The sequence below is a fragment of the Streptomyces sp. NBC_01689 genome (assembly GCF_036250675.1).
Taxonomy (GTDB): domain Bacteria; phylum Actinomycetota; class Actinomycetes; order Streptomycetales; family Streptomycetaceae; genus Streptomyces.
On record NZ_CP109592.1, the window covers coordinates 2,256,773 to 2,275,140 of the forward strand.

Consider the following 18,368-nt stretch of genomic DNA (forward strand, 5'->3'; position numbering starts at 1 on the left):
GGTGGGGACGGGCTACTCGGTGACCTGATCGGGTGTGACGACTTCGGTGATGCCACGGGCCGCGAGGTGGTCCTTGTCGTCGGCGCGGCTCGCGAGCACGGTGGTGGGACGGGCGCCGTCGGCGGTGAGCCGGGCGAAGGCCTCGAAGACGGCGCCGCCGGGGGCGCAGACGGAGCGGCCGGGAGCGGTGTCGACCACGAGCGCGGTGGTGCGCGGGGCGGGCCGGTGGTCCCGTCGCTCGCCCGCGATCCGGGCGAGCGTGCGGGCGGCCGGCTTGGGCCGCCGGTCGTTCGTCAACAGGCCGAGGCCGTACTCGAGTTCGGGGAAGTCGGCCAGGTCCCGGCTGACGTCGTGCGAGCACCACCAGGTGACGCCCCACAGGTCGGGGCAGTCCAGCACGTTGGTGACGGTCGCCTCGGTGAAGGCCGCGGCGTGCTCGGCCGGGACGAGTGGGGCGGGTGCGCCGACCTCCTGGAGCCAGACCGGGCGGCCCGCATCGTCGGCCCAGGCCTTGGAGAGCTCCACGAGGTAGGCGGCGTGGTGTTCGGTGGCGACGCCCCGGCGGCCGTGCCGCTGGGCGGTCCCGTTGAACACCCAGGAGTGGACGGCGGTGAGGGCGCCGAGCCGGGCCGAGTGCTCGGGGGTGAACGGCTGGTCGTCCTGGTACCAGGCGGCGTCGTACGAGGCGTGCAGGTGCGGCTTGCCGGGAGCGCCCTCCTCGCAGGCCGCGAGGAGCCGGGTCAGCCACGCCCCGGCCTGCTCGGGCGTGATGCGGTCCGGGTCGGGGTGTGGACCGGCGGCGAACTGGTTGACCTCGTTGCCGATGGTCATGCCGATGAAGTTCGGCCGGTCGGCGAGGGCGGCGGCCAGGGTGCGCAGGTAATCGGCCTCGGCCTCGACCACGTCCGGGTCGGTGAAGATGTTCCGCCGGTGCCAGGTCTGCGTCCACGCGGGCAGGAAGTCGAAGCTCGACAGATGCCCCTGCAGCCCGTCCACGTTGACGTCGAGCCCGCGTTCGGCGGCCGCGTCGGCGAGCGCGACGAGCTGCTCGACGGCGCGCGGGCGGATCAGGGTGCGGTTGGGCTGGAAGTAGGGCCACAGCGGGAAGACCCGGATGTGGTCGAGGCCGAGCGCGGCGATCGAATCGAGGTCGGCGCGCACGGAGTCGGCGTCGAAGTCGAGCCAGTGGTGGAACCACCCCTCGCTCGGGGTGTAGTTGACGCCGAAGCGCACGGCTGAGGTCATGCGGGATCCTTGCGAATCGGAAGACGGACGGGCGGGCGGACGGGTTCAGCCCTTGACCGCTCCCTCGCCGACCCCGCGGAAGAAGTACCGCTGGAGGCAGGCGAAGAGGGCGATCAGCGGTGCCACGGCGATGATCGTGCCCGCGGCGACGAGCCGTTCGTCGTTGGCGAACGTGCCGTGCAGGTAGTTGAGGCCGATGGTCAGGGTGAATCGGGAGGGGTCGCTGAGCACGATGAGCGGCCACAGGAAGTCGTCCCAGGCCCCCATGAAGGCGAAGATGGCGACGACGGCGAGGGTGCCCTTCACCGCGGGCAGCGCGATCCACAGGAACCGCTGCCAGACGTTCGCGCCGTCGACGAAGGCCGCCTCCTCGATCTCGTGCGGCAGGTTGAGGAAGGCGTTGCGCATCAGCAGGACGTTCATGGCACCGACACAGCCGGGCAGGACCACGCCGATGAGCGTGTTGTTCAGGCCGAGTTCACGCATGGTCGTGAACTGGGCGATGATGATCCCCTCGACGGGGACCAGCATCGCGAGGATGAAGACGAGCGTCGCCACCCGGCGGCCGCGGTAGCGCAGCCGGGCCAGGGCGTACCCGGCCAGGGCCGAACCGACGCAGTTCGTCACCACGTTGGCGCCGGCCACCTTGAGCGAGTTGAGGGCGTAGTCCCAGACGGGGATGGTGTCGGCGACCCGCTGGTAGTTGTGCAGCGTCGGGTGGCCGGGCAGGAACGCGGGGGGCGACCCGAAGATGTCCTCGGTCGGGCCCTTCAGCGAGGTGGACAGCTGCCACAGGAAGGGGCCGACGGTCAGGGCGAGGACGGCGAGCAGCAGCAGGTAGCGCAGGACCAGTTCCCACACCCGGACGCGACGGCCGTGCTCGTCGGTGACGCGGGCGCGGGGCCGCCGCTCCGGCTCCGGGCGTACCGCCGGCCGGACCTTCTCCAGCACGCTCACGCGTCCTCCTTCCGGTCGGCGCGCAGCACGAGCAGCATCAGCGCGACGGTGACGACGAAGACGACGACGGAGAGCGCGGAGGCGTAGCCCACCCGGCCGGTCAGTCCGGTGCCGGTGCGCTGGACCAGCATGACGAGGGTGGTGTCCTCGCCCGCCGGTCCGCCGTCCGGGCCCGCCATCAGATACACCTCGGAGAACACCTTGAAGGCGGCGACCGAGGAGAGCGCGCCGACCAGCACCATGGTGGAGCGGACGGCGGGCACGGTGACGGTGAGGAAGCGCCGTACCGCGCCCGCGCCGTCGACCGACGCCGCCTCGTGCAGCTCGCGCGGGACGTTCGCGAGCGCCGCCAGATAAATGATCATGTAGTAGCCGAGGCCCTTCCAGACCGTGACGGCCATGGCGCTCACCAGGAGCAGCCACTGGTCGCTGAGGAAGCCGACCCCGCCGATGCCGACCGTCTCCAGCAGCGAGTTCACCAGGCCGCGTTCGTCCAGCAGCCACACCCAGATCAGGCCGACCACGACGATGGAGGCGACCACCGGGGTGTAGAACGCGGACCGGAAGAAGGTGATGCCGGGGATGTTCTTCTGGACCAGCAGAGCGAGCAGCAGCGGCAGCAGGACGAGCGCGGGGACGACCCCGACCACGTAGAGCGCGCTGTTGCGCAGGCCGATCCAGAACATGTCGTCGTGCAGCAGCTCCCGGAAGTTGGCGAGGCCCACGAACGTGCCGGGGATCAGGGTGCGGCGGTCGGTGAAGGAGTTGACCACCGTCGAGACGAACGGGTAGAGGATGAAGGCACCCGTGATCAGCAGTCCCGGCGCGGCGAACAGCCAGGGGCTGGACGGGAGCTGGCGTCGGACCCGGGACACCCCGCGGGGTGTCCGCATACCGCGCCGCACGCCGCCGGATACGGTCGAGGAGCTCGCCATGCCTGATCAGCCCTGCTGCTGGAGCAGCCGGTCGCAGGCCTTGACAGCGTTGTCCAATGCCGCCTTGGGGCTCTCCTTGCCCTGGAGCGCCTTGGCGACCTCGTTGCGCAGCTCGGTCTTCATCTGCTCGCTGAAGAGGACCGGGGTGTAATTGACCGCGTTCTTCAGCGACTTGGCGGCGGCGATCCGTACCCGGGTCTCGTCGCTGCCGTCCTCCTGGGTGAAGTACGGGTCGTCGAGCGAGCCGGCGGTGCTCGGGAAGATCGCGACCTTCTTGGCGAACGACATCTGGTTCCGCGCGTCGGTGACGAAGTGGGCGAAGGCGACCGACGCCGGGGTGTGCTTGGTGCGCGTGTTGACCATCACGCCCATGACGTACATGTTCACCTTGCCGGTGCTGGTGATCTGGTCCGTGATGCCGATGTTCTTGTACAGGTTCGGCGCCTGCTTCTTGAAGTTGCCGAGGTCCAGGGCGCTGCCCGGGTTCATGGCGACGGCGCCGGTGAGGAACTTCTTGCCGGACGACTCCGGGGTCGCGGTGAGCGCCTGCGGGTCGAGCGCCTTGGCGTCGTACAACTCCTTGTACTTGGTGAGGAGTTCGACTCCCTTGGCGTCGTTGAAGGCGAAGGCGGTGCCTTCCTTGTTCATCAGCTCGACGCCGTAGCGGCCGAAGTCCTCGACGGTGGGGACGTTGGCGAGCGTGGCCACCTTGCCGTGGGTCTTCTCCGCCAGCCGCAGCGCGTCGGCGAAGAGGTCGTCGTAGGTCGTCGGCGGCTCGGAGGCGTCGAGTCCGGCCTCCTTGAACAGCGACTTGTTGTAGAAGAGCGGCCCGGTGTTGAGGTACCAGGGGAAGGCGTACGTACCGGTCATGCCCGGTACCTGGTGACCGGCCCACGCCCCGCCCAGGTACTCCTTCTTGTACTGGCCCGCCGACTTGTCGAGGTCCAGCGCGAGGCCCGCCTTGGCGAGCGGGGCGACGAGGTCCGGGGAGACGTTCACGACGTCGGGCAGGGTGCCGCCGGCCGCGTCCGCGCTGATCTTGTCGGCGTAGCCCTCGGCGGGCTGGTCGACCCACTTCACATGGGTGTCCGGGTACTTCTTCTCGAAGTCCGCGATCACGCCCTCGAAGTAGTCCTTGAAGTTGGCTCGCAGGTTCCACGTCTGGAAGGTGATGTCGCCCTCGACCTTGCCGGAGGCGTCCGTCGAGCCGCCCCCGCCGTCCCCGGAGCCGCAGGAACTCAGCGGCAGGACGACGGCGACGGCAGCGGCGGCGAGAGCTCTGCGGGAGATGCGCACGGACGGGGCTCCTCTGCGGTGGGGGGGGCGAACGGTGCCGGGGCAGACCTTGCATGCAACTCGCCGTAACAGTCAATGCATTTGACCCAGCTAAACTCATTAGTGGCCGAACATTGCTGGTCAGAGAGGTGTCTCCGGCCTCTTGCCACAGATCACTAATGCGCTTTAGGTTGGTTCGGCTCAAGCGCATTAGTACGCGGTCTCGGGAGAACGGGGAGCAGGGGTGCCAGCGAAACGGTCACCGGCGCGACGGCCGACGATGAAGGACATCGCGCGCCGCGCCGGGGTCTCGGAGAGCGCGGTCTCCTTCGCTCTCAACGACCGCCCCGGGGTCTCCGAGATCACCCGCGACCGGGTGCGCCGGGTCGCCGAACAGCTGGGCTGGCGGCCGAGCACGGCGGCCCGCGCGCTCTCCGGCGAGGGCGCGGCCACGGTCGGGCTCGTCGTCGCCCGTCCCGCCGACACCCTGGGCGTGGACTCGTTCTTCCTGCAGCTGATCTCGGGTATCCAGGAGGTGCTGGCCGAGCGGCATCTGGGGCTGCTCTTCCAGGTGGTGGAGGACGTGGACGACGAGTGCGCGGTCTACCGGCGCTGGTGGGCCGAGCACCGCGTGGACGGCGTCCTGGTCGTCGATCCGCGCACCGACGATCCACGCCCCGACCTGTTGGAGGAGCTGGGCCTGCCCGCGGTGGTGATCGGCGGTGTGCCGGACGCGGAACACCCCGGGATGTCCACCGTCTGGGCGGACGACGCCGGTGCGATGGCCTCGGTGGTGGGCGAGTTGTACGCGCTCGGGCACCGGCGGATCGCGCACATCGCGGGCCTGCCGGGGCTCGCGCACACCGAGCGGCGCATCCGCGCCCTGCGCGCGGAGGCGGAGCGACGGGGTCTGTCCGAGGTGCGGTCACTGACCACCGACTACTCGGACTCCGAGGGCGCCGCCGTCACCCGACGGGTCCTGGAGAGCGGCGCGCCGCCCACGGCGCTGATCTACGACAACGACGTGATGGCCGTCGCCGGGGCAGCCGCCGCGACGGAACTCGGCTTCCTGGTGCCGCGCGACGTGTCCGTCGTGGCCTGGGAGGATTCCGCGCTGTGCCGCATGGTCAGACCGTGGCTGTCCGCGCTCTCCCGCGACACCCTGGAGTTCGGGCGCACGGCCGCGCGGGAACTGACCGCGCTGCTGGACGGCGGCCCGGCACGGACCGTCCAGGTACCGGTGCCCCGGCTGATCGGACGCGAGAGCACCGGGGCTGTCCCCGGCGTCTGACGGCAGGGTGCCCGGTCTCCGGCAGGGGCGTGCCTGCGCAGAAAACCTGTTGGCGGCCCTCGGGGCCGCCTGCTACCTTTCCGGAGGCCGTGCGAGAGAACGAGGAGGTGGTACCCGTGGACACAGTATCGACATGGGTGCTCCCCTCCGGGGTCACGGTCGGGCGACAGGTCGTCCGGGAGCGCCGCTGACGCGCACTCCCGAAAGGCACGACCATGCGATTCACCTCTGAACGGCGTTTCGACGACGGCGTCCTCGAACGCGAATTCACCCTCGGCGAGATCCCCGGCGTCCTGTGGACACCCGCACCCTCGTCCGCACCCGCGCCCGTGCCCGCGCCGCTGATCCTGCTGGGTCACCCCGGCGGACTGCGGAGGATGTACCCCCGGCTGGCGGCCCGGGCCCGGCGGTCGGCCGCGGACGGCTTCGCCGCGGTCACCGTCGAGCTCCCCGGGAGCGGTGACCGGCCCCGCCTGCCCGCCCTCGAACAGGCCCGCGCCGACCTGCACCGGACACTGAAGGCCGGAGAGCCGGTCGGCGACGAGATCATCGACGCGCTGGTCCTCCCGCTGGTCGAGAAGGCGGTGCCGGAATGGCGGGCCACCCTGGACGCCGTCCTGTCGCTGCCGGGGCTCGGCGGCCCGGTCGGGTACTCGGGCGGAGTGATCTCCATCGGGACCCGGCTGGCGGTGCTCGAACCGCGCATCGCGGCCGCCGCCCTGTTCGCCGGGAGCTTCGTGCCCCGCGCCATGTTCGAGGAGGCCCGGAAGGTCACCATCCCGCTGCACGTCCTGCTGCAGTGGGACGACGAGGGGAACGACCGGCAGTCGGCCCTGGACCTCTTCGACGCCTTCGGCTCCAAGGAGAAGACCCTGAACGCCAACATGGGCGGGCACGCGGGCGTCCCGGAGTCCGCGGGCGACGCGGCGGCCCGGTTCTTCACCCGGCATCTGAGGTGAGGCCGCCGGCGGCCGGCGCGACCCCGGCCGCCGGCCCGGTCGGCCGGGCCGGCGCCTGACGGTGGGCCGCGCCGGCCAGGGTGCCCCTCGTCGAGGACCGGCTCCGGCCGTCCTCGACGAGAGGCGTCCCGCCGGTGCGCGAGCGCCCCGATCCCGGCGGTACCGGCGCCCGCCACGGCCGTGCTCGGCGGTGGCCGCCGAACCGCACCGGCGTCAGTCGTGCCACTCCACCTTGAACACCCAGACGTACTCGCCGGACCTGCGGGCCGCCTCGGGCACGTCGATCACCAACGCCCCTTTCCGGATGGTCCAGTTGAGCGGTCGGTCGTGGCCGAGCAGGGTCACCCGGTCGCCGCCGCGGACCGGCACCGGCGCCTCTACGGTGAGCGTGGCGCCGGGCGCGGCCAGCGAATGGATGTAGAAGGCCTCGTTCTGCTTCACCGTGAACCGCAGGTCCTCCCCGAGCTGCGCCATCCGCGACCAGTACGTCGTGTCGTAGACCGCCTCCCCGTTGACCTTCAGCCACCGGCCGGTCTCGCGCAGCCGGGTCTGCATGATCTCCGGGATGGTGCCGTCGGCGCGCGGCCCGATGTCGAGCAGGAGGTTGCCGTTCTTGGAGACGATGTCGACCAGACTGCGGACCACTTCCTCGGCGGTCATGTAAGCGGCGTCGGGCGTGGCCCGGTTGTAGCCGTAGCTGAACGGGTCGAGTCCCCTGCTGGACTCCCACTTGGCGACCACGGTGTTCGCGTAGGTCGTGTACTCGGGCGTCGTGAAGTCGTGGAAGCCGATGCCCGAGCGGTTGTTGACCGTCACCTCGTACGGCTTCGCGCGGTTCTTGCCGTGGTTGAAGTACTCGGCGAGCACGCGCGCACTGTCGTTGGCGCCCCCGATGTCGCACCAGATGACGGACGGGTCGTAGCCGTGGACCAGTTCCAGCATCTGCGCTGCCTGATAGTCCTTCACATAGTCCTTGCCTGCGGAGTATCCGGTGTACGGGACCGGTTCCCGCGTGTACGGATTGCGCGGGGCGTGCCCCGACCAGGGGTTGTCGGGGTTGAACCACTCGGGCATGGAGAAGTACAGCCCGCGGTGGAGCTCGGGCGTGAACCGCCGGGAGGCGTCGAAGAGTTCACGGACGAGGTCGCGCTTCGGGCCCATCTTCACGGAGTTGCGGCCGGAGACCCGGGTGTCCCACAGGGCGAAGCCCTCGTGGTGCTTGGAGGTGAGGACGTGGTACTGGGCGCCCGCGTCCCGGAACAGCTCCACCCAGGCCCGCGGATCGAACCGGCGGGCCGTGAACATCGGGATGAAGTCGTCGTAGGCGAAGTCCTCGCCGTACTTCTGCCGGTGGTAGGCGTACACCGCGTTCCCCGGGTCCTGGAGGTTGTTCCAGTACCACTCGGCGTACTGCTCGCCCACCGGTGACCAGGCGGGCACCGAGTAGACGCCCCAGTGGATGAAGATGCCGAACTTGGCGCGGTGGAACCAGTACGGGGCCTGGTGCCCGGCGAGGGACTCCTCGGTCGGGAGGTAGTCGGGCACGCCCAGGGTCAGGGTGCGGCGGGCGGCGGCCGCCTGCCGGCCGCGGCTCTCGACGGCCACCGTCCCCTCGCGGGCGGTGCCCGGCGCCGTGCCCACCCGGTTGCGGATGCCGACGCGGACCCGCGCCTGCTCACCGGGGTCGAGGCGGGTCACGCGCGCGGGCTCGACGGTGCGGGCTCCGGGCACTTCGACGCCGACCGTCACCCGGTCACCGGCGAGGACGGGGACCGTTCCCGCGTTGACGACGGTGGCCTCCACGCTCTGCGCGCCGCTCGACTCCAGCAGCGAGAAGGTGCTGTGGACGTCCCGCAGTGCCAACGCCCGTCCCTGGGCGACCGGTTGCAGCGAGAGGGCGAAGATGTGCAGGGAGGCCTGGTTCTCCTCTGCGGCCCGGGTGGTCGGCAGGGTGAGGGCGACCGCCTCGCGCGCCGGGTCGATCCAGACCTCCGCCGTGCCGATCCCGACGCTGTGCTCGTCTTTGCCGCCGTCCGGCCGGTAGCGGTAGGGCGCGGAGAGCGGGCCGCCCGTCGCGTACCAGTCCGAACCGCCGAGTCCAGCGGTGGTCGTCGAACCGTCGGCGTAGTGGACGGTGGCGGTGCCCGAGGCGTCGCCGTAGCTGGCGGACGTGAGGAAGAGCGCCGAGAGATAGCGGCCCTGGGGAAGGCCGATGCGCTGGCCGAGGGCGACCACGTTGTTCCTGGCCCCCGCGTCGGAGGACGGGAACAGGAAGGCGATGCCGTCCACCTCGACCGGGCCCGCGGGGAGTTCCTCACCGGGGAAGGTGTAGCCCGAGCCGTCGAAGTCGCCGCCGGGGACACCCGTGCGGTCGACGCCGTCGTTGTCGAAGTGGGCGTCGAGCGGTACGGGGATCGGGCCGGGAACGGGAACCCACTGCCGCGCCGGCCCTTCGGCCGGTGCGGCGGCCCGCGCCGCGGTCGCCGCGGTGAGCGGAAGAGCCGTCGCGGCGGCGACGGCCGCGGTGGCTCCCAGAACCTGACGTCTTGGATACGTACCCATGAGCGGCTCCAATTCATCGGATGTCTGATGATGAGACGGCTTCCGATGGCTGTCAACGAGGCCTGAGGGCTTGTAATTTGACCCAGTGGTCGGAGGATCGGGAGGCATACGGGGGCCGTCGTCCGGTCTCCCGGTGAAAAGCCCAGGAGAACCGGGGTGGACGTCCCGGCGCGGCAGCCCTCGACGCGGCTCTCGCACCCGGGCACAGTGCTCCTCGTACCGACCAGTAGTTCCCTGCCCCGAGGAGCACCCGTGACCAGTTGGGCCGGCCGGACGGCCACCGAGATCGCCGCGGCCGTCCGTGAGAAGCGGATCAGCCCGCGCGAGGTGGTGGCCGAGCACCTCGCCCGGATCGAACGGCTGGACGCCGGGATCGGCGCCTTCCGGCTCGTACGGTCCGAGGCGGCCATGGCGGAGGCCGACGCGCTGGCCGCCCGACCGGACCTGGCCGGACTCCCCCTCGCCGGGGTGCCCGTGGCCGTCAAGGACAACCTGCCGGTGCGGGGTGAGTCCTGCCGCCAGGGCTCCGCCGCGACCTCCGACGCCGCCGCCGAGGAGGACCATGTCACCGTGGCACGGCTGCGTGCGGCGGGCGCCGTGGTGGTGGGCCTGACGAACGTGCCCGAGCTCTGCGTCTTCGGCACCTCGGACGGTGTGTACGGCATCGTCCGCAATCCCTGGGACCCCTCGCGCACGGCCGGCGGCTCCTCGGGCGGCAGCGCGGCCGCCGTCGCGGCCGGAATGGTGCCCGTCGCGCTGGGCAACGACGGGATGGGGTCGCTGCGCATCCCGGCGGCCAACTGCGGGCTGGTCGGGCTGAAGCCGGGGCACGGGACGGTCCCGGCCGGCATCGGTCACGGCGACTGGTTCGGCATGGCGGAGAACGGGCCGCTCACGACCACCGTGGCCGACGCGCGGCTGATGCTGGCGGTCCTCTCGGACACCGAGGCGGTACGGCCCTCCGGGAACCCCGCCCGGAGGATCGCGGTCTCCGTGCGCAGCCCCCTGGCCGGGGTGACCGTCGGCCGGCCGTACGCGACGGCGGCCCGGGAGGCGGCGGCGCTGCTCGCCGGGGCCGGTCACCGGGTGCGGCGCTCCGACCCCCCGTACCCGCTGTGGCTGGGCACGACGTCGCTCGCGCACTGGACGGCGGGGACCGCGGTGGACGCCGCGGACCTCGACCCGCGGCGGCTCACCCGCCGCACGCGCGCGCACGCCGCCGTGGGGCGCCGCTTCGTGACCGGTGTGCGCACCGGCGAGCGTCGTGAGCAGTTGCGTGCGCGTCTGACGCCGTTCTTCGAGGAGCACGACGTGCTGCTGACCCCCGCGCTGGCCCGGCGGGGTCCGGCCGCCGCGGCCTGGCACGAGCGGGGCTGGCTGCGCAACCTCCTGGCGAACACGAACTACTCGCCACTGACCCCGCCCTGGAACCTCACCGGCTGGCCCGCGATGGCGGTGCCGTTCGGGACCCTGCCGGGCGGCGCCCCGTGCGCCGTGCAGTTGGTCGGGCGGCCCGGATCGGAGGCGGAACTGCTGGAGCTCGCGGGGCAGCTGGAGGAGCTGCGTCCGTGGAAACGGACGGCGCCGCTGGACTGAGGCGGAACCGGGCGCGTCCGCCGCGAGAGGGCCGGGGCGGAGGCCGGTGCCGGAAAGCGTCGTCCCTCAGAGCGCCCGGTGCATGATGTGCAGTCCGACCCGGCCGTGCCTGGGGTGCTCGTAGGCGTCGGGCACGGTGGCGAGCACGGTGAAACCGAGGGAAGTCCACAGCCCGACGGCGGGGTTGGTCGCGACGACGGCGTTGAAGACCATGCCGCGGTAGCCGTCCGCCCGGGCGGCGGTCAGGACGTGCTCGGCGAGCGCGCGGCCGATGCCGCGTCCCGCGTGGTCGGGGTCGACCATGAACCCGGCGTTCGCGATGCGGTCGGCGGGGCCGCCGTAGTTCGGGGCGACGTAGGCCGAGCCGACGACCGTGCCGGCGGCGTCCTCGGCGACGTACACGCGCTTGCCCGGTGCCATCCACAGGGCCCGTGCGGCGTCGGCCGGGGTGTCGGGGTCCCAGGTGTAGGTCTCGCCCGCGGCGACGATGCGGTGCCAGAACGGCCAGATCCGTGGCCAGTCGTCGGCCACGGCTTCTCTGATCAGCATGGACGTGAGTCTGGCACGCCCATGCCGTCAGCTGCCGCGAGGGGGTTTCGCGCCGGACCGGTCAGTCGACGCTGGGCAGGATGTGGGGCTCGGCGAGGTCGTCCTCGTAACCCGCGAGGCGGATGGGCGCGGACCTGGCCCACACGTCGAGGCTGCCCAGCTTCTTCTCGGGCCGGCCGCCCACACGGTCCATGCGGTCCTTGGGACGCTGATCGTGATTCGTCTTCTCCGGTGTCACCGCGCACTCCTTATGTGTCGGGTCACCCTCGGGACGTACAGGAGCCAGTCTTCCTCCGGCCGCCTGACGCCCGCTCGGGTCTGAGTCGAAGGCAGTTAGGGACGCGGTGGCGCCGGTAACTCGTGTGAGAGCAGGCCGTGGTGACCGGCTTGTCCCGGGACGGACCATGGGTGTGGGTGGGACCCCTTCAGGCTGTCCGTCGGTACAGGGTAACCAAATGAGCGGGCGCCCGCTCTATGGGGCTGAAAACAAGAGGTAACCGTCTCGCGTCGATCGGTGTCCGCGGAGACCTGATCTGCGTCTATTCGATGATATATCCCTCTTTCGCGCCACCCGTTCGACGCGGCCGCCGCACCCATGGCCACCCGCCCGGCGGCCGACGGCTTGACGCCGACCGCCCGCCGACCCGCCGCGACGCTCCGTGATTCATACCCTCAGGGGGTACCGTCGCGAACGGCCCGTACGCCACCCCGGGAGAGAGCGGAGCCGATGCACGCGATCCTGCACGCGCTGTCCATCACCGGGTCGATGACCTGGGAGATCACCTGGGCCCTGATCCTGGGGTTCGGCCTGTCCGCCGTGGTCCAGGCGGTGGTGCGCAGGGCGACGGTCGCGCGGCTGCTCGGTGACGACCGGCCCCGGACCCTCGTCCTGGCCGCCGGGCTCGGCGCGGCGTCCTCGTCCTGCTCGTACGCGGCCGTGGCGCTCGCCCGCTCCCTGTTCCGCAAGGGCGCGAACTTCACCGCCGCGATGGCGTTCGAGATCGCCTCCACCAATCTCGTGGTCGAACTCGGCGTGATCCTGGCCCTGTTGATGGGCTGGCAGTTCACCGTCGCCGAGTTCGTCGGCGGGCCGGTCATGATCGTGGTACTGGCCGTGCTCTTCCGGCTCCTGCTGCGCGAGCGGCTGCTGCACCAGGCCCGCGAACAGGCCGACCTGGGGCTCTCCGGGGCCATGGAGGGCCATGCCGCGATGGACATGTCGGTGCGGGGCGAGGGCTCGTTCGGACGCCGGCTGTTCTCCCGCGCGGGCTTCACCTCTGTCGCACACGTGTTCGTCATGGAGTGGGCGGCGATCCTGCGCGACCTGGTGGCCGGGCTGCTGATCGCGGGGGCCATCGCCGCCTGGGTGCCGGACTCCTTCTGGCGCTCCTTCTTCCTGGACGGACATCCGCTCGCCGCGAAACTGGTCGGACCCCTGATCGGACCGCTTGTGGCGATCGCCTCCTTCGTGTGCTCGATCGGGAACGTGCCGCTGGCCGTCGTGCTGTGGAAGGGCGGCATCAGCTTCGGCGGTGTGGTCGCGTTCGTCTTCGCCGACCTGCTGATCCTGCCGATCCTGAACATCTACCGGAAGTACTACGGCCCCCGGACGACGGTCTTCCTGCTGGTCACCTTCTACGCGGCCATGGTGGTCGCCGGTTACGTCGTGGAGATCCTCTTCGGCGGCCTCGGGCTCGTCCCCGACCAGGCCGACGCCCGGATTCCCGTGGAAGGGGTCTCGTGGGACTACACGACCTGGCTCAACATCGCCTTCCTGCTGCTCGCGGCGGCACTGGTGTGGCGCTTCCTGCGCACCGGTGGCCCGGCGATGCTGCGGACCATGGGCGGATCACCGGAAGCGGCGGACCGGACCGGCCACGGGGGGCACGACCACCCGCACGGCGCGCGCTGAACACCGGGCGCAGTTCAGGTCCCGTTGGCCGGTTCGCAAGCCGGCCATGCTGTGCTGGCGCCCGGCAACGGCTTTTCTCGCGGAAGGACCGACGCATGGAGCTGCGCAGCGTCGAGGAGCTGATGGATCTGCTGCACGCCTGCCGGGGCACCCGCCACCCCGCGGACGGCGGCGGGGGCCCGGTCGACGTGCACGACCACGCGCTGCAGACCGCCGCCCTGCTGCGCCGCGGCCGCCCCGCCGACAAAGAGCTCCAGGTGGCCGGGCTGGTGCACGGCATCGGCCGGCTGCTGCGCCCCGGCGACGTCACCGCGCACGCCGCGCCGCTACCCGACCTGGTGGGGCCGCTGCTCGGCGACCGGGTCTCCCGTCTGGGCCGCCTCCTCTCCGGCGACGTACCCGAACCCTGGGACGCCGACGACGTACTGAGTCTGCGTCAGGCCTGCGAGGCGGGCCGGGTCGCGGGACTCCACGCCGGGGTGCTGGAGGACTGGCGCACGGTGGTGGAACTGGTGGTGGCGCACAACTCCCGGCTGGGGGCTGTCGACTGACGGACCGTCATGAGACGGTACGCGGATGACGTCGCCGTACGGACTGCGGGGCAGGGCCGCCATCGTCACCGGAGCCTCGCGCGGGATCGGGCTGGCCGTCGCCGAGGAGCTGGCCGGGGCGGGGGCGCGGGTGTGCGTGACCGCCCGGGACGCGGACGCGGTGGGCCGGACGGCCGAGCGGCTCGGCGGGGTCGCGCTGGCCGGTTCGGTCGCCGATCCGGCGCATCTGAGGGCCGTGACCGAGCTGGCGCTGCGCGAGTTCGGGCGCATCGACCTCGTGGTGAACAACGCGGCGACCAACCAGCCGTACGGCCCGCTCATGGACGTCGACCCGGACCGCTGGCGGACGGCGTTCACCGTCAACGTCGAGGCCGCGCTGCGGCTGGCGCAGTACGCCTGGCACGGCTGGATGGGCGAGCACGGCGGCGCGATCGTGAACGTCTGCACGGAGGGCGCGGACCACGTGGGGCCGCGGGTGGGCGCGTACGGCACCAGCAAGGCGGCGCTGCTGCACCTCACCCGGCAGCTCGCGGGTGAGCTGGCCCCGCGGGTCCGGGTCAACTCCGTCTCCCCCGGCCTGGTCCGCACCGAGATGGCCCGCTTCGTCTGGGAGGGTTCCGAGGACGAACTCGGCGCCGGGCTCCCGCTGGGCCGGATCGGCAGACCCGTGGACGTGGCGCGAGCCGTGGTGTGGCTGGCCTCCGACGCCGCCGAGTGGATCACCGGCGCCGATCTGCTGGTCGACGGAGGGACCCGCGTCCGGGCCGCGCACGGCGCCGGCTCCGCCCTGCACGACCGGCTGCGCACCCGCGCACCCGACGCCGGACGATGACCACGCCCGCACGGCGGTGACCGGGGCGGCCTCGCGGGACGCCGACGCCGGCGCCGGCGCCCACCACGGCGCCCCCGGCGGGGCGTCACCGGCAAGGGGCCGTCCCGCCCCGGTCCGGACCGCCACCGGCACCGTCGCCGCGAGCGGGCCTCCGTGGCCCACGCGGCGCGCCCTGACGCCGGACACGGGCGCGCCGCCCGAGGCCCTTCCGTCACGCGTCGGCGGCCGCGCCTCCGGGTGACGAGCGGGCCGGGGGCCGTGTCACCCCGGGCTCGGGAACGCCCGCCGCCCGGATCCGGCTACCACTTGCCGGGGGCGTAGTCCTTCAGGAAGACCCCGTACAGGTCCTCGCCCCCCTCGCCGCGCACGATCGGGTCGTAGACGCGGGCCGCGCCGTCGACGAGGTCGAGGGGGGCGTGGAAGCCCGCGTCGGCGAGGCGCATCTTGTCGGGATGCGGGCGCTCGTCGGTGATCCAGCCCGTGTCGACCGCGGTCATCAGGATGCGGTCCTTCTCGAACATCTCCTGGGCGCTGGTGCGCGTGAGCATGTTCAGTGCGGCCTTGGCCATGTTGGTGTGCGGGTGGCCCGCGCCCTTGTAGCCGCGGTTGAAGACGCCCTCCATCGCGGAGACGTTCACGATGTACGTCCGCTCGGACCGTGCCGCCGCCATCGCCGCGCGCAGACGGCTGATGAGGATGAACGGCGCGGTGGAGTTGCAGAGCTGGACCTCCAGCAGCTCGACCGGCGTGACCTCATCGACGGACTGGATCCAGCTGTTGGTGTCGTGCAGGTCGGGCACCAGCCCGCCCGCGTCGATGGCCGTACCGGCCGCGATCCGCTCCGGCGAGGCGGAGCCGGAGACCAGCGCGAGGTCCGTCACGTCCTGCGCGCTCAGCGCGCCGCCGCCGGGCACCGGGAGCGCCGCCACCGCGCCGGAGCCGAAGGTGCCGATGACCTCGGCGGGCGGCAGCTCACCGGCGGGCAGCGGACCGGACTCGGCCGCGAGCAGTTCGCCGTACGCCTGGGGCGAGCGGCGTACGGTCTGGGCCGCGTTGTTGATCAGGATGTCGAGGGGGCCCGCGGCGGCGACGGAGTCGGCGAGCGCGACGACCTGGGCCGGGTCGCGCAGGTCGATGCCGACGATCTTCAGCCGGCCGATCCACTCGTCGCTGTCCGGCATGGCCTTGAAGCGGCGGATCGCGTCGTTCGGGAAACGGGTGGTGATGGTGGTGTGGGCACCGTCACGCAGCAGCCGCAGCGCGATGTACATGCCGATCTTGGCGCGGCCGCCGGTGAGCAGGGCGCGCTTGCCGGTGAGGTCGGTGCGGGCGTCGCGGCGGGCACGGTTCTCGGCCGCGCAGTCCTGGCAGAGCTGGTGGTAGAAGTAGTCGACCTCGACGTACCGCTTCTTGCAGATGTAGCAGGAGCGCGGGCGCTGGAGTATTCCGGCGATCTCGCCGGCGCCGGTGACGGACGAGGGCAGGATGCCCTCGGTCTCGTCGTCGATGCGCTGGGCGGAACCGGTCGCGGTGGCCTCGGTGACGGCCTTGTCGTGGGCGGTCTTGGCGGCCCGGCGGTCCTGACGCCTGCGCTGCTTCACCGTGCGGTAGACGCCCGCGGTGGCGCGGCGCACGGCGATCGCGTCGGGGTGGTCGACATCGATCCCGTCCAGCTCGTCGAGCACGCTGAGGCAGACGGCCAGCCGCTCCGGGTCGATGCCGGGTCCGTACGCCTCGGGTGCCGCGTCGGCGGCGGAACCCGCCCGGTCGTCCCCTGCCGTGTCCACGGCGAGAGTCGCCTGGCCGTCCTCTGTCACCGTCATCGCCGTTGCCGCTTCCCTGGTTCTCGCGCCGCGCTCGAACCGCGCTCGCTTTCGAAGGCGGAATTTTACGGAGCAAGGGGGCAAGGCGCCAAACGCGCGGTGATCACCGGCCGCTCAGACGCCGCAGGCGATGGTCAGGGTCTCCACCTCCTCGGTCAGCGCGCGGGCCAGCCGGTGCAGGTCCGGCACGGCCTCCGCGTCGGCGACGAGCCCGTAGTGGACCCGTCCGCGGAACGTCGACACCGCCACCGCCAGTGCCTGACCGCGGGCCAGCGGCGCGAGCGGATAGACCTCGGCGAGCGGGCAGCCGCCGAGCTTCAGGCCGAGGCTGGGCAGCGGCACGCTGGTGACGAGGATGTCGAAGAGCAGCCGGGCCGCCTGGCCGACGACGGGGCCGCCGAGCCGGTGGCCGAGCGGCGGCACGTGGTCCGCGAGGAGCGCCACGGCGCCCGCTCCCCGGTTGGGGCCCGCGTCCTTGTTGCGGTCCATGGCCGTACGGACCGCGCGCAGTCTGCCGACCGGGTCCGGGTCGTCCACCGGAAGCCGTATCAGGTAGCCGGAGAGCCGGTTCCCCTGTGGGTGCGCGGTGCGCGGGCGGCGCCTGGAGACGGGGATCAGGGCGCGGGGTGCCACGCCCTCGCTGCCGTCGCCGCGTTCGTCGAGCCAGGTGCGCAGGGCGCCCGCGACGACGGCGATCAGGACGTCGTTGACGGTGCCGCCGACGCTCTTGCGGACGCGGTGCACGTCGTCCAGGTCCAGGGAGACGCCCGCGATACGACGGGTGCCGGTGGGCCGCGAGGTCAGGGCGGGCGAGGAGCGGACGCCCAGGGTGGCACGGGCGACCGAGGTGCCGATGTCCAGGGCGCGGCCCATGTCGGAGAGGGTGCCGCGGACGAGCCCCGGCAGCTTGCGGACGTCCGGGAAGAGCGGGCGTGGCGGCTCCGCGGGCCGCGGACGGGGTTCCGGCATGTCCACCGGGTCCATCAGCGCGGCGGCGAGCATCAGGGCCCGCAGTCCGTCGGCCAGGGCGTGGTGGAACTTGAAGAACACCGCGAACGAGGTGCCGTCCTCGCCGGGCAGGACGTGCGCCTCCCAGGGCGGCCGGCCCCGCATCAGCGGGCGCTCCATCAGCCGGCCCGCCGCCGTGTGGAAGTCGGCGGTCGGCGCCTGCAGCCGGACGTGGTCGAGCGGGTCGAAGTGCGGCGCGGGTTCCCGGGCGGCGCTTCCGAAGGTCGGCGGGTAGACGAGAGGCTGCCAGACGTCGCGGATCCGCATGCGCAGTCCGGGAACCCCGGCCGCGCGGGCCGCGAGCAGGTCGGCGGCGTGCGCGCCCGCGGTGGGCGAGTGCGCCGTGAAGACCCCGAGGGCACCGAGGTGCATCGGGTGCTGCTCGGACTCGATGTTCCAGAACGCCAGGTCGAGTGGTGCGAGGAGATCGGAGGTCAAGGGCTTGCTCTCGCGTCGACGACGGTTGAGCAAGCAGTCAAACCCCGAGAGGCGATTACGGTCAAGTACGATCAAGCTACGCACAGTTAACAGCAGATTAAGCCCGGCCCCTGCGAGACGGGCGGGACGCAAGGGGCACTTGAGTTCAGTTCGGACCTGAGGGCCCCGAAGAGGCCCCGGAACCCCAGCCGGACGGCTCAGCGCCGAGAGTGAACGCGTCGCGCGCCGCGCCCGCGCGGCGGCACGGAACCGAACCGCACACCCATGCGAAGCGGTCGACCGGCGCGGCCGTACGGGGCATCAGAACCGTACGGCCGTACGAGACTCGACCGGTCTTCCGGACCGCGCAGCCGCACGGGAACCGACGGGTTCCGGACCGCACGACCGCACGGGAACCGTCCGGGTTCCGGACCGCGCGGCCGCACGGGAACCGTC

15 protein-coding genes are annotated in these 18,368 nt (G+C 72.1%); 6 read left to right on the forward strand and 9 right to left on the reverse strand.

Going from position 1 to position 18,368, the window contains the following annotated elements; translation table 11 throughout:
- Positions 1–12: 12 nt before the first annotated feature.
- From OG776_RS09585 to OG776_RS09600, 4 genes are read right to left on the reverse strand one after another with little or no spacing between them, the layout of a single operon-like run.
- A complete protein-coding gene (locus tag OG776_RS09585; protein ID WP_148012523.1) occupies positions 13–1,245 on the reverse strand; it encodes a glycoside hydrolase 5 family protein in 1,233 nt (410 codons plus the stop codon).
- Positions 1,246–1,290: 45 nt separating this feature from the next.
- Positions 1,291–2,202, reverse strand: coding sequence for a carbohydrate ABC transporter permease (locus OG776_RS09590; RefSeq protein ID WP_148012524.1), 912 nt, complete (start codon positions 2,200–2,202; stop codon positions 1,291–1,293).
- Positions 2,199–3,137, reverse strand: coding sequence for a carbohydrate ABC transporter permease (locus OG776_RS09595; protein WP_443077244.1), 939 nt, complete (start codon positions 3,135–3,137; stop codon positions 2,199–2,201). The genes OG776_RS09590 and OG776_RS09595 overlap by 4 nt, the downstream gene beginning before the upstream one ends.
- 6 nt (positions 3,138–3,143) lie before the next feature.
- On the reverse strand, positions 3,144–4,433 hold the full coding sequence (locus OG776_RS09600) for an ABC transporter substrate-binding protein (RefSeq protein ID WP_148012525.1): 1,290 nt from the start codon (positions 4,431–4,433) through the stop codon (positions 3,144–3,146).
- Positions 4,434–4,656: 223 nt separating this feature from the next.
- Between OG776_RS09600 and OG776_RS09605 the strand changes: the two genes are divergently transcribed.
- Both OG776_RS09605 and OG776_RS09610 read left to right on the forward strand, forming a co-directional pair.
- Complete coding sequence (locus OG776_RS09605; RefSeq protein ID WP_148012526.1) at positions 4,657–5,703, forward strand: LacI family DNA-binding transcriptional regulator; 1,047 nt, start codon at positions 4,657–4,659, stop codon at positions 5,701–5,703.
- 215 nt (positions 5,704–5,918) lie between these two features.
- Positions 5,919–6,662 (forward strand): alpha/beta hydrolase, encoded by a 744-nt coding sequence (locus OG776_RS09610; protein WP_148012527.1) that lies wholly within the window; start codon positions 5,919–5,921, stop codon positions 6,660–6,662.
- A gap of 213 nt (positions 6,663–6,875) precedes the next feature.
- Here the strand turns inward: OG776_RS09610 and OG776_RS09615 are convergent, their stop codons facing one another.
- Positions 6,876–9,224: an alpha-L-fucosidase gene (locus OG776_RS09615; RefSeq protein WP_148012528.1), complete on the reverse strand. Its 2,349-nt coding sequence runs from the start codon at positions 9,222–9,224 to the stop codon at positions 6,876–6,878.
- A 252-nt stretch (positions 9,225–9,476) separates the two neighbouring features.
- On the opposite strand from OG776_RS09615, the gene OG776_RS09620 reads away from it, so the two are divergent.
- Positions 9,477–10,820, forward strand: coding sequence for an amidase (locus OG776_RS09620; RefSeq protein ID WP_148012529.1), 1,344 nt, complete (start codon positions 9,477–9,479; stop codon positions 10,818–10,820).
- Between the two features lie 66 nt (positions 10,821–10,886).
- On the opposite strand, the gene OG776_RS09625 is transcribed toward OG776_RS09620, so the two are convergent.
- Positions 10,887–11,369, reverse strand: coding sequence for a GNAT family N-acetyltransferase (locus tag OG776_RS09625; RefSeq protein ID WP_148012530.1), 483 nt, complete (start codon positions 11,367–11,369; stop codon positions 10,887–10,889).
- Between the two features lie 61 nt (positions 11,370–11,430).
- Positions 11,431–11,607 carry a hypothetical protein gene (locus tag OG776_RS09630; protein ID WP_187285890.1) on the reverse strand — a complete coding sequence of 59 codons (177 nt, stop codon included), beginning with the start codon at positions 11,605–11,607 and terminating at the stop codon, positions 11,431–11,433.
- Between the two features lie 489 nt (positions 11,608–12,096).
- Here OG776_RS09630 and OG776_RS09635 point away from each other — a divergent pair, with 489 nt between their 5' ends.
- From OG776_RS09635 to OG776_RS09645, 3 genes are all read left to right on the forward strand, one after another.
- Positions 12,097–13,281 (forward strand): permease, encoded by a 1,185-nt coding sequence (locus tag OG776_RS09635; protein ID WP_329320103.1) that lies wholly within the window; start codon positions 12,097–12,099, stop codon positions 13,279–13,281.
- A 95-nt stretch (positions 13,282–13,376) separates the two neighbouring features.
- Positions 13,377–13,832, forward strand: coding sequence for a hypothetical protein (locus OG776_RS09640; protein WP_148012532.1), 456 nt, complete (start codon positions 13,377–13,379; stop codon positions 13,830–13,832).
- A gap of 25 nt (positions 13,833–13,857) precedes the next feature.
- A complete protein-coding gene (locus OG776_RS09645; RefSeq protein WP_329320106.1) occupies positions 13,858–14,664 on the forward strand; it encodes an SDR family oxidoreductase in 807 nt (268 codons plus the stop codon).
- A 299-nt stretch (positions 14,665–14,963) separates the two neighbouring features.
- Here the strand turns inward: OG776_RS09645 and OG776_RS09650 are convergent, their stop codons facing one another.
- Complete coding sequence (locus tag OG776_RS09650) at positions 14,964–16,487, reverse strand: SDR family NAD(P)-dependent oxidoreductase (RefSeq protein ID WP_261994867.1); 1,524 nt, start codon at positions 16,485–16,487, stop codon at positions 14,964–14,966.
- A 114-nt stretch (positions 16,488–16,601) separates the two neighbouring features.
- Positions 16,602–17,933, reverse strand: coding sequence for a wax ester/triacylglycerol synthase family O-acyltransferase (locus OG776_RS09655; protein WP_148012534.1), 1,332 nt, complete (start codon positions 17,931–17,933; stop codon positions 16,602–16,604).
- Between the last annotated feature and the right edge of the window lie 435 nt (positions 17,934–18,368).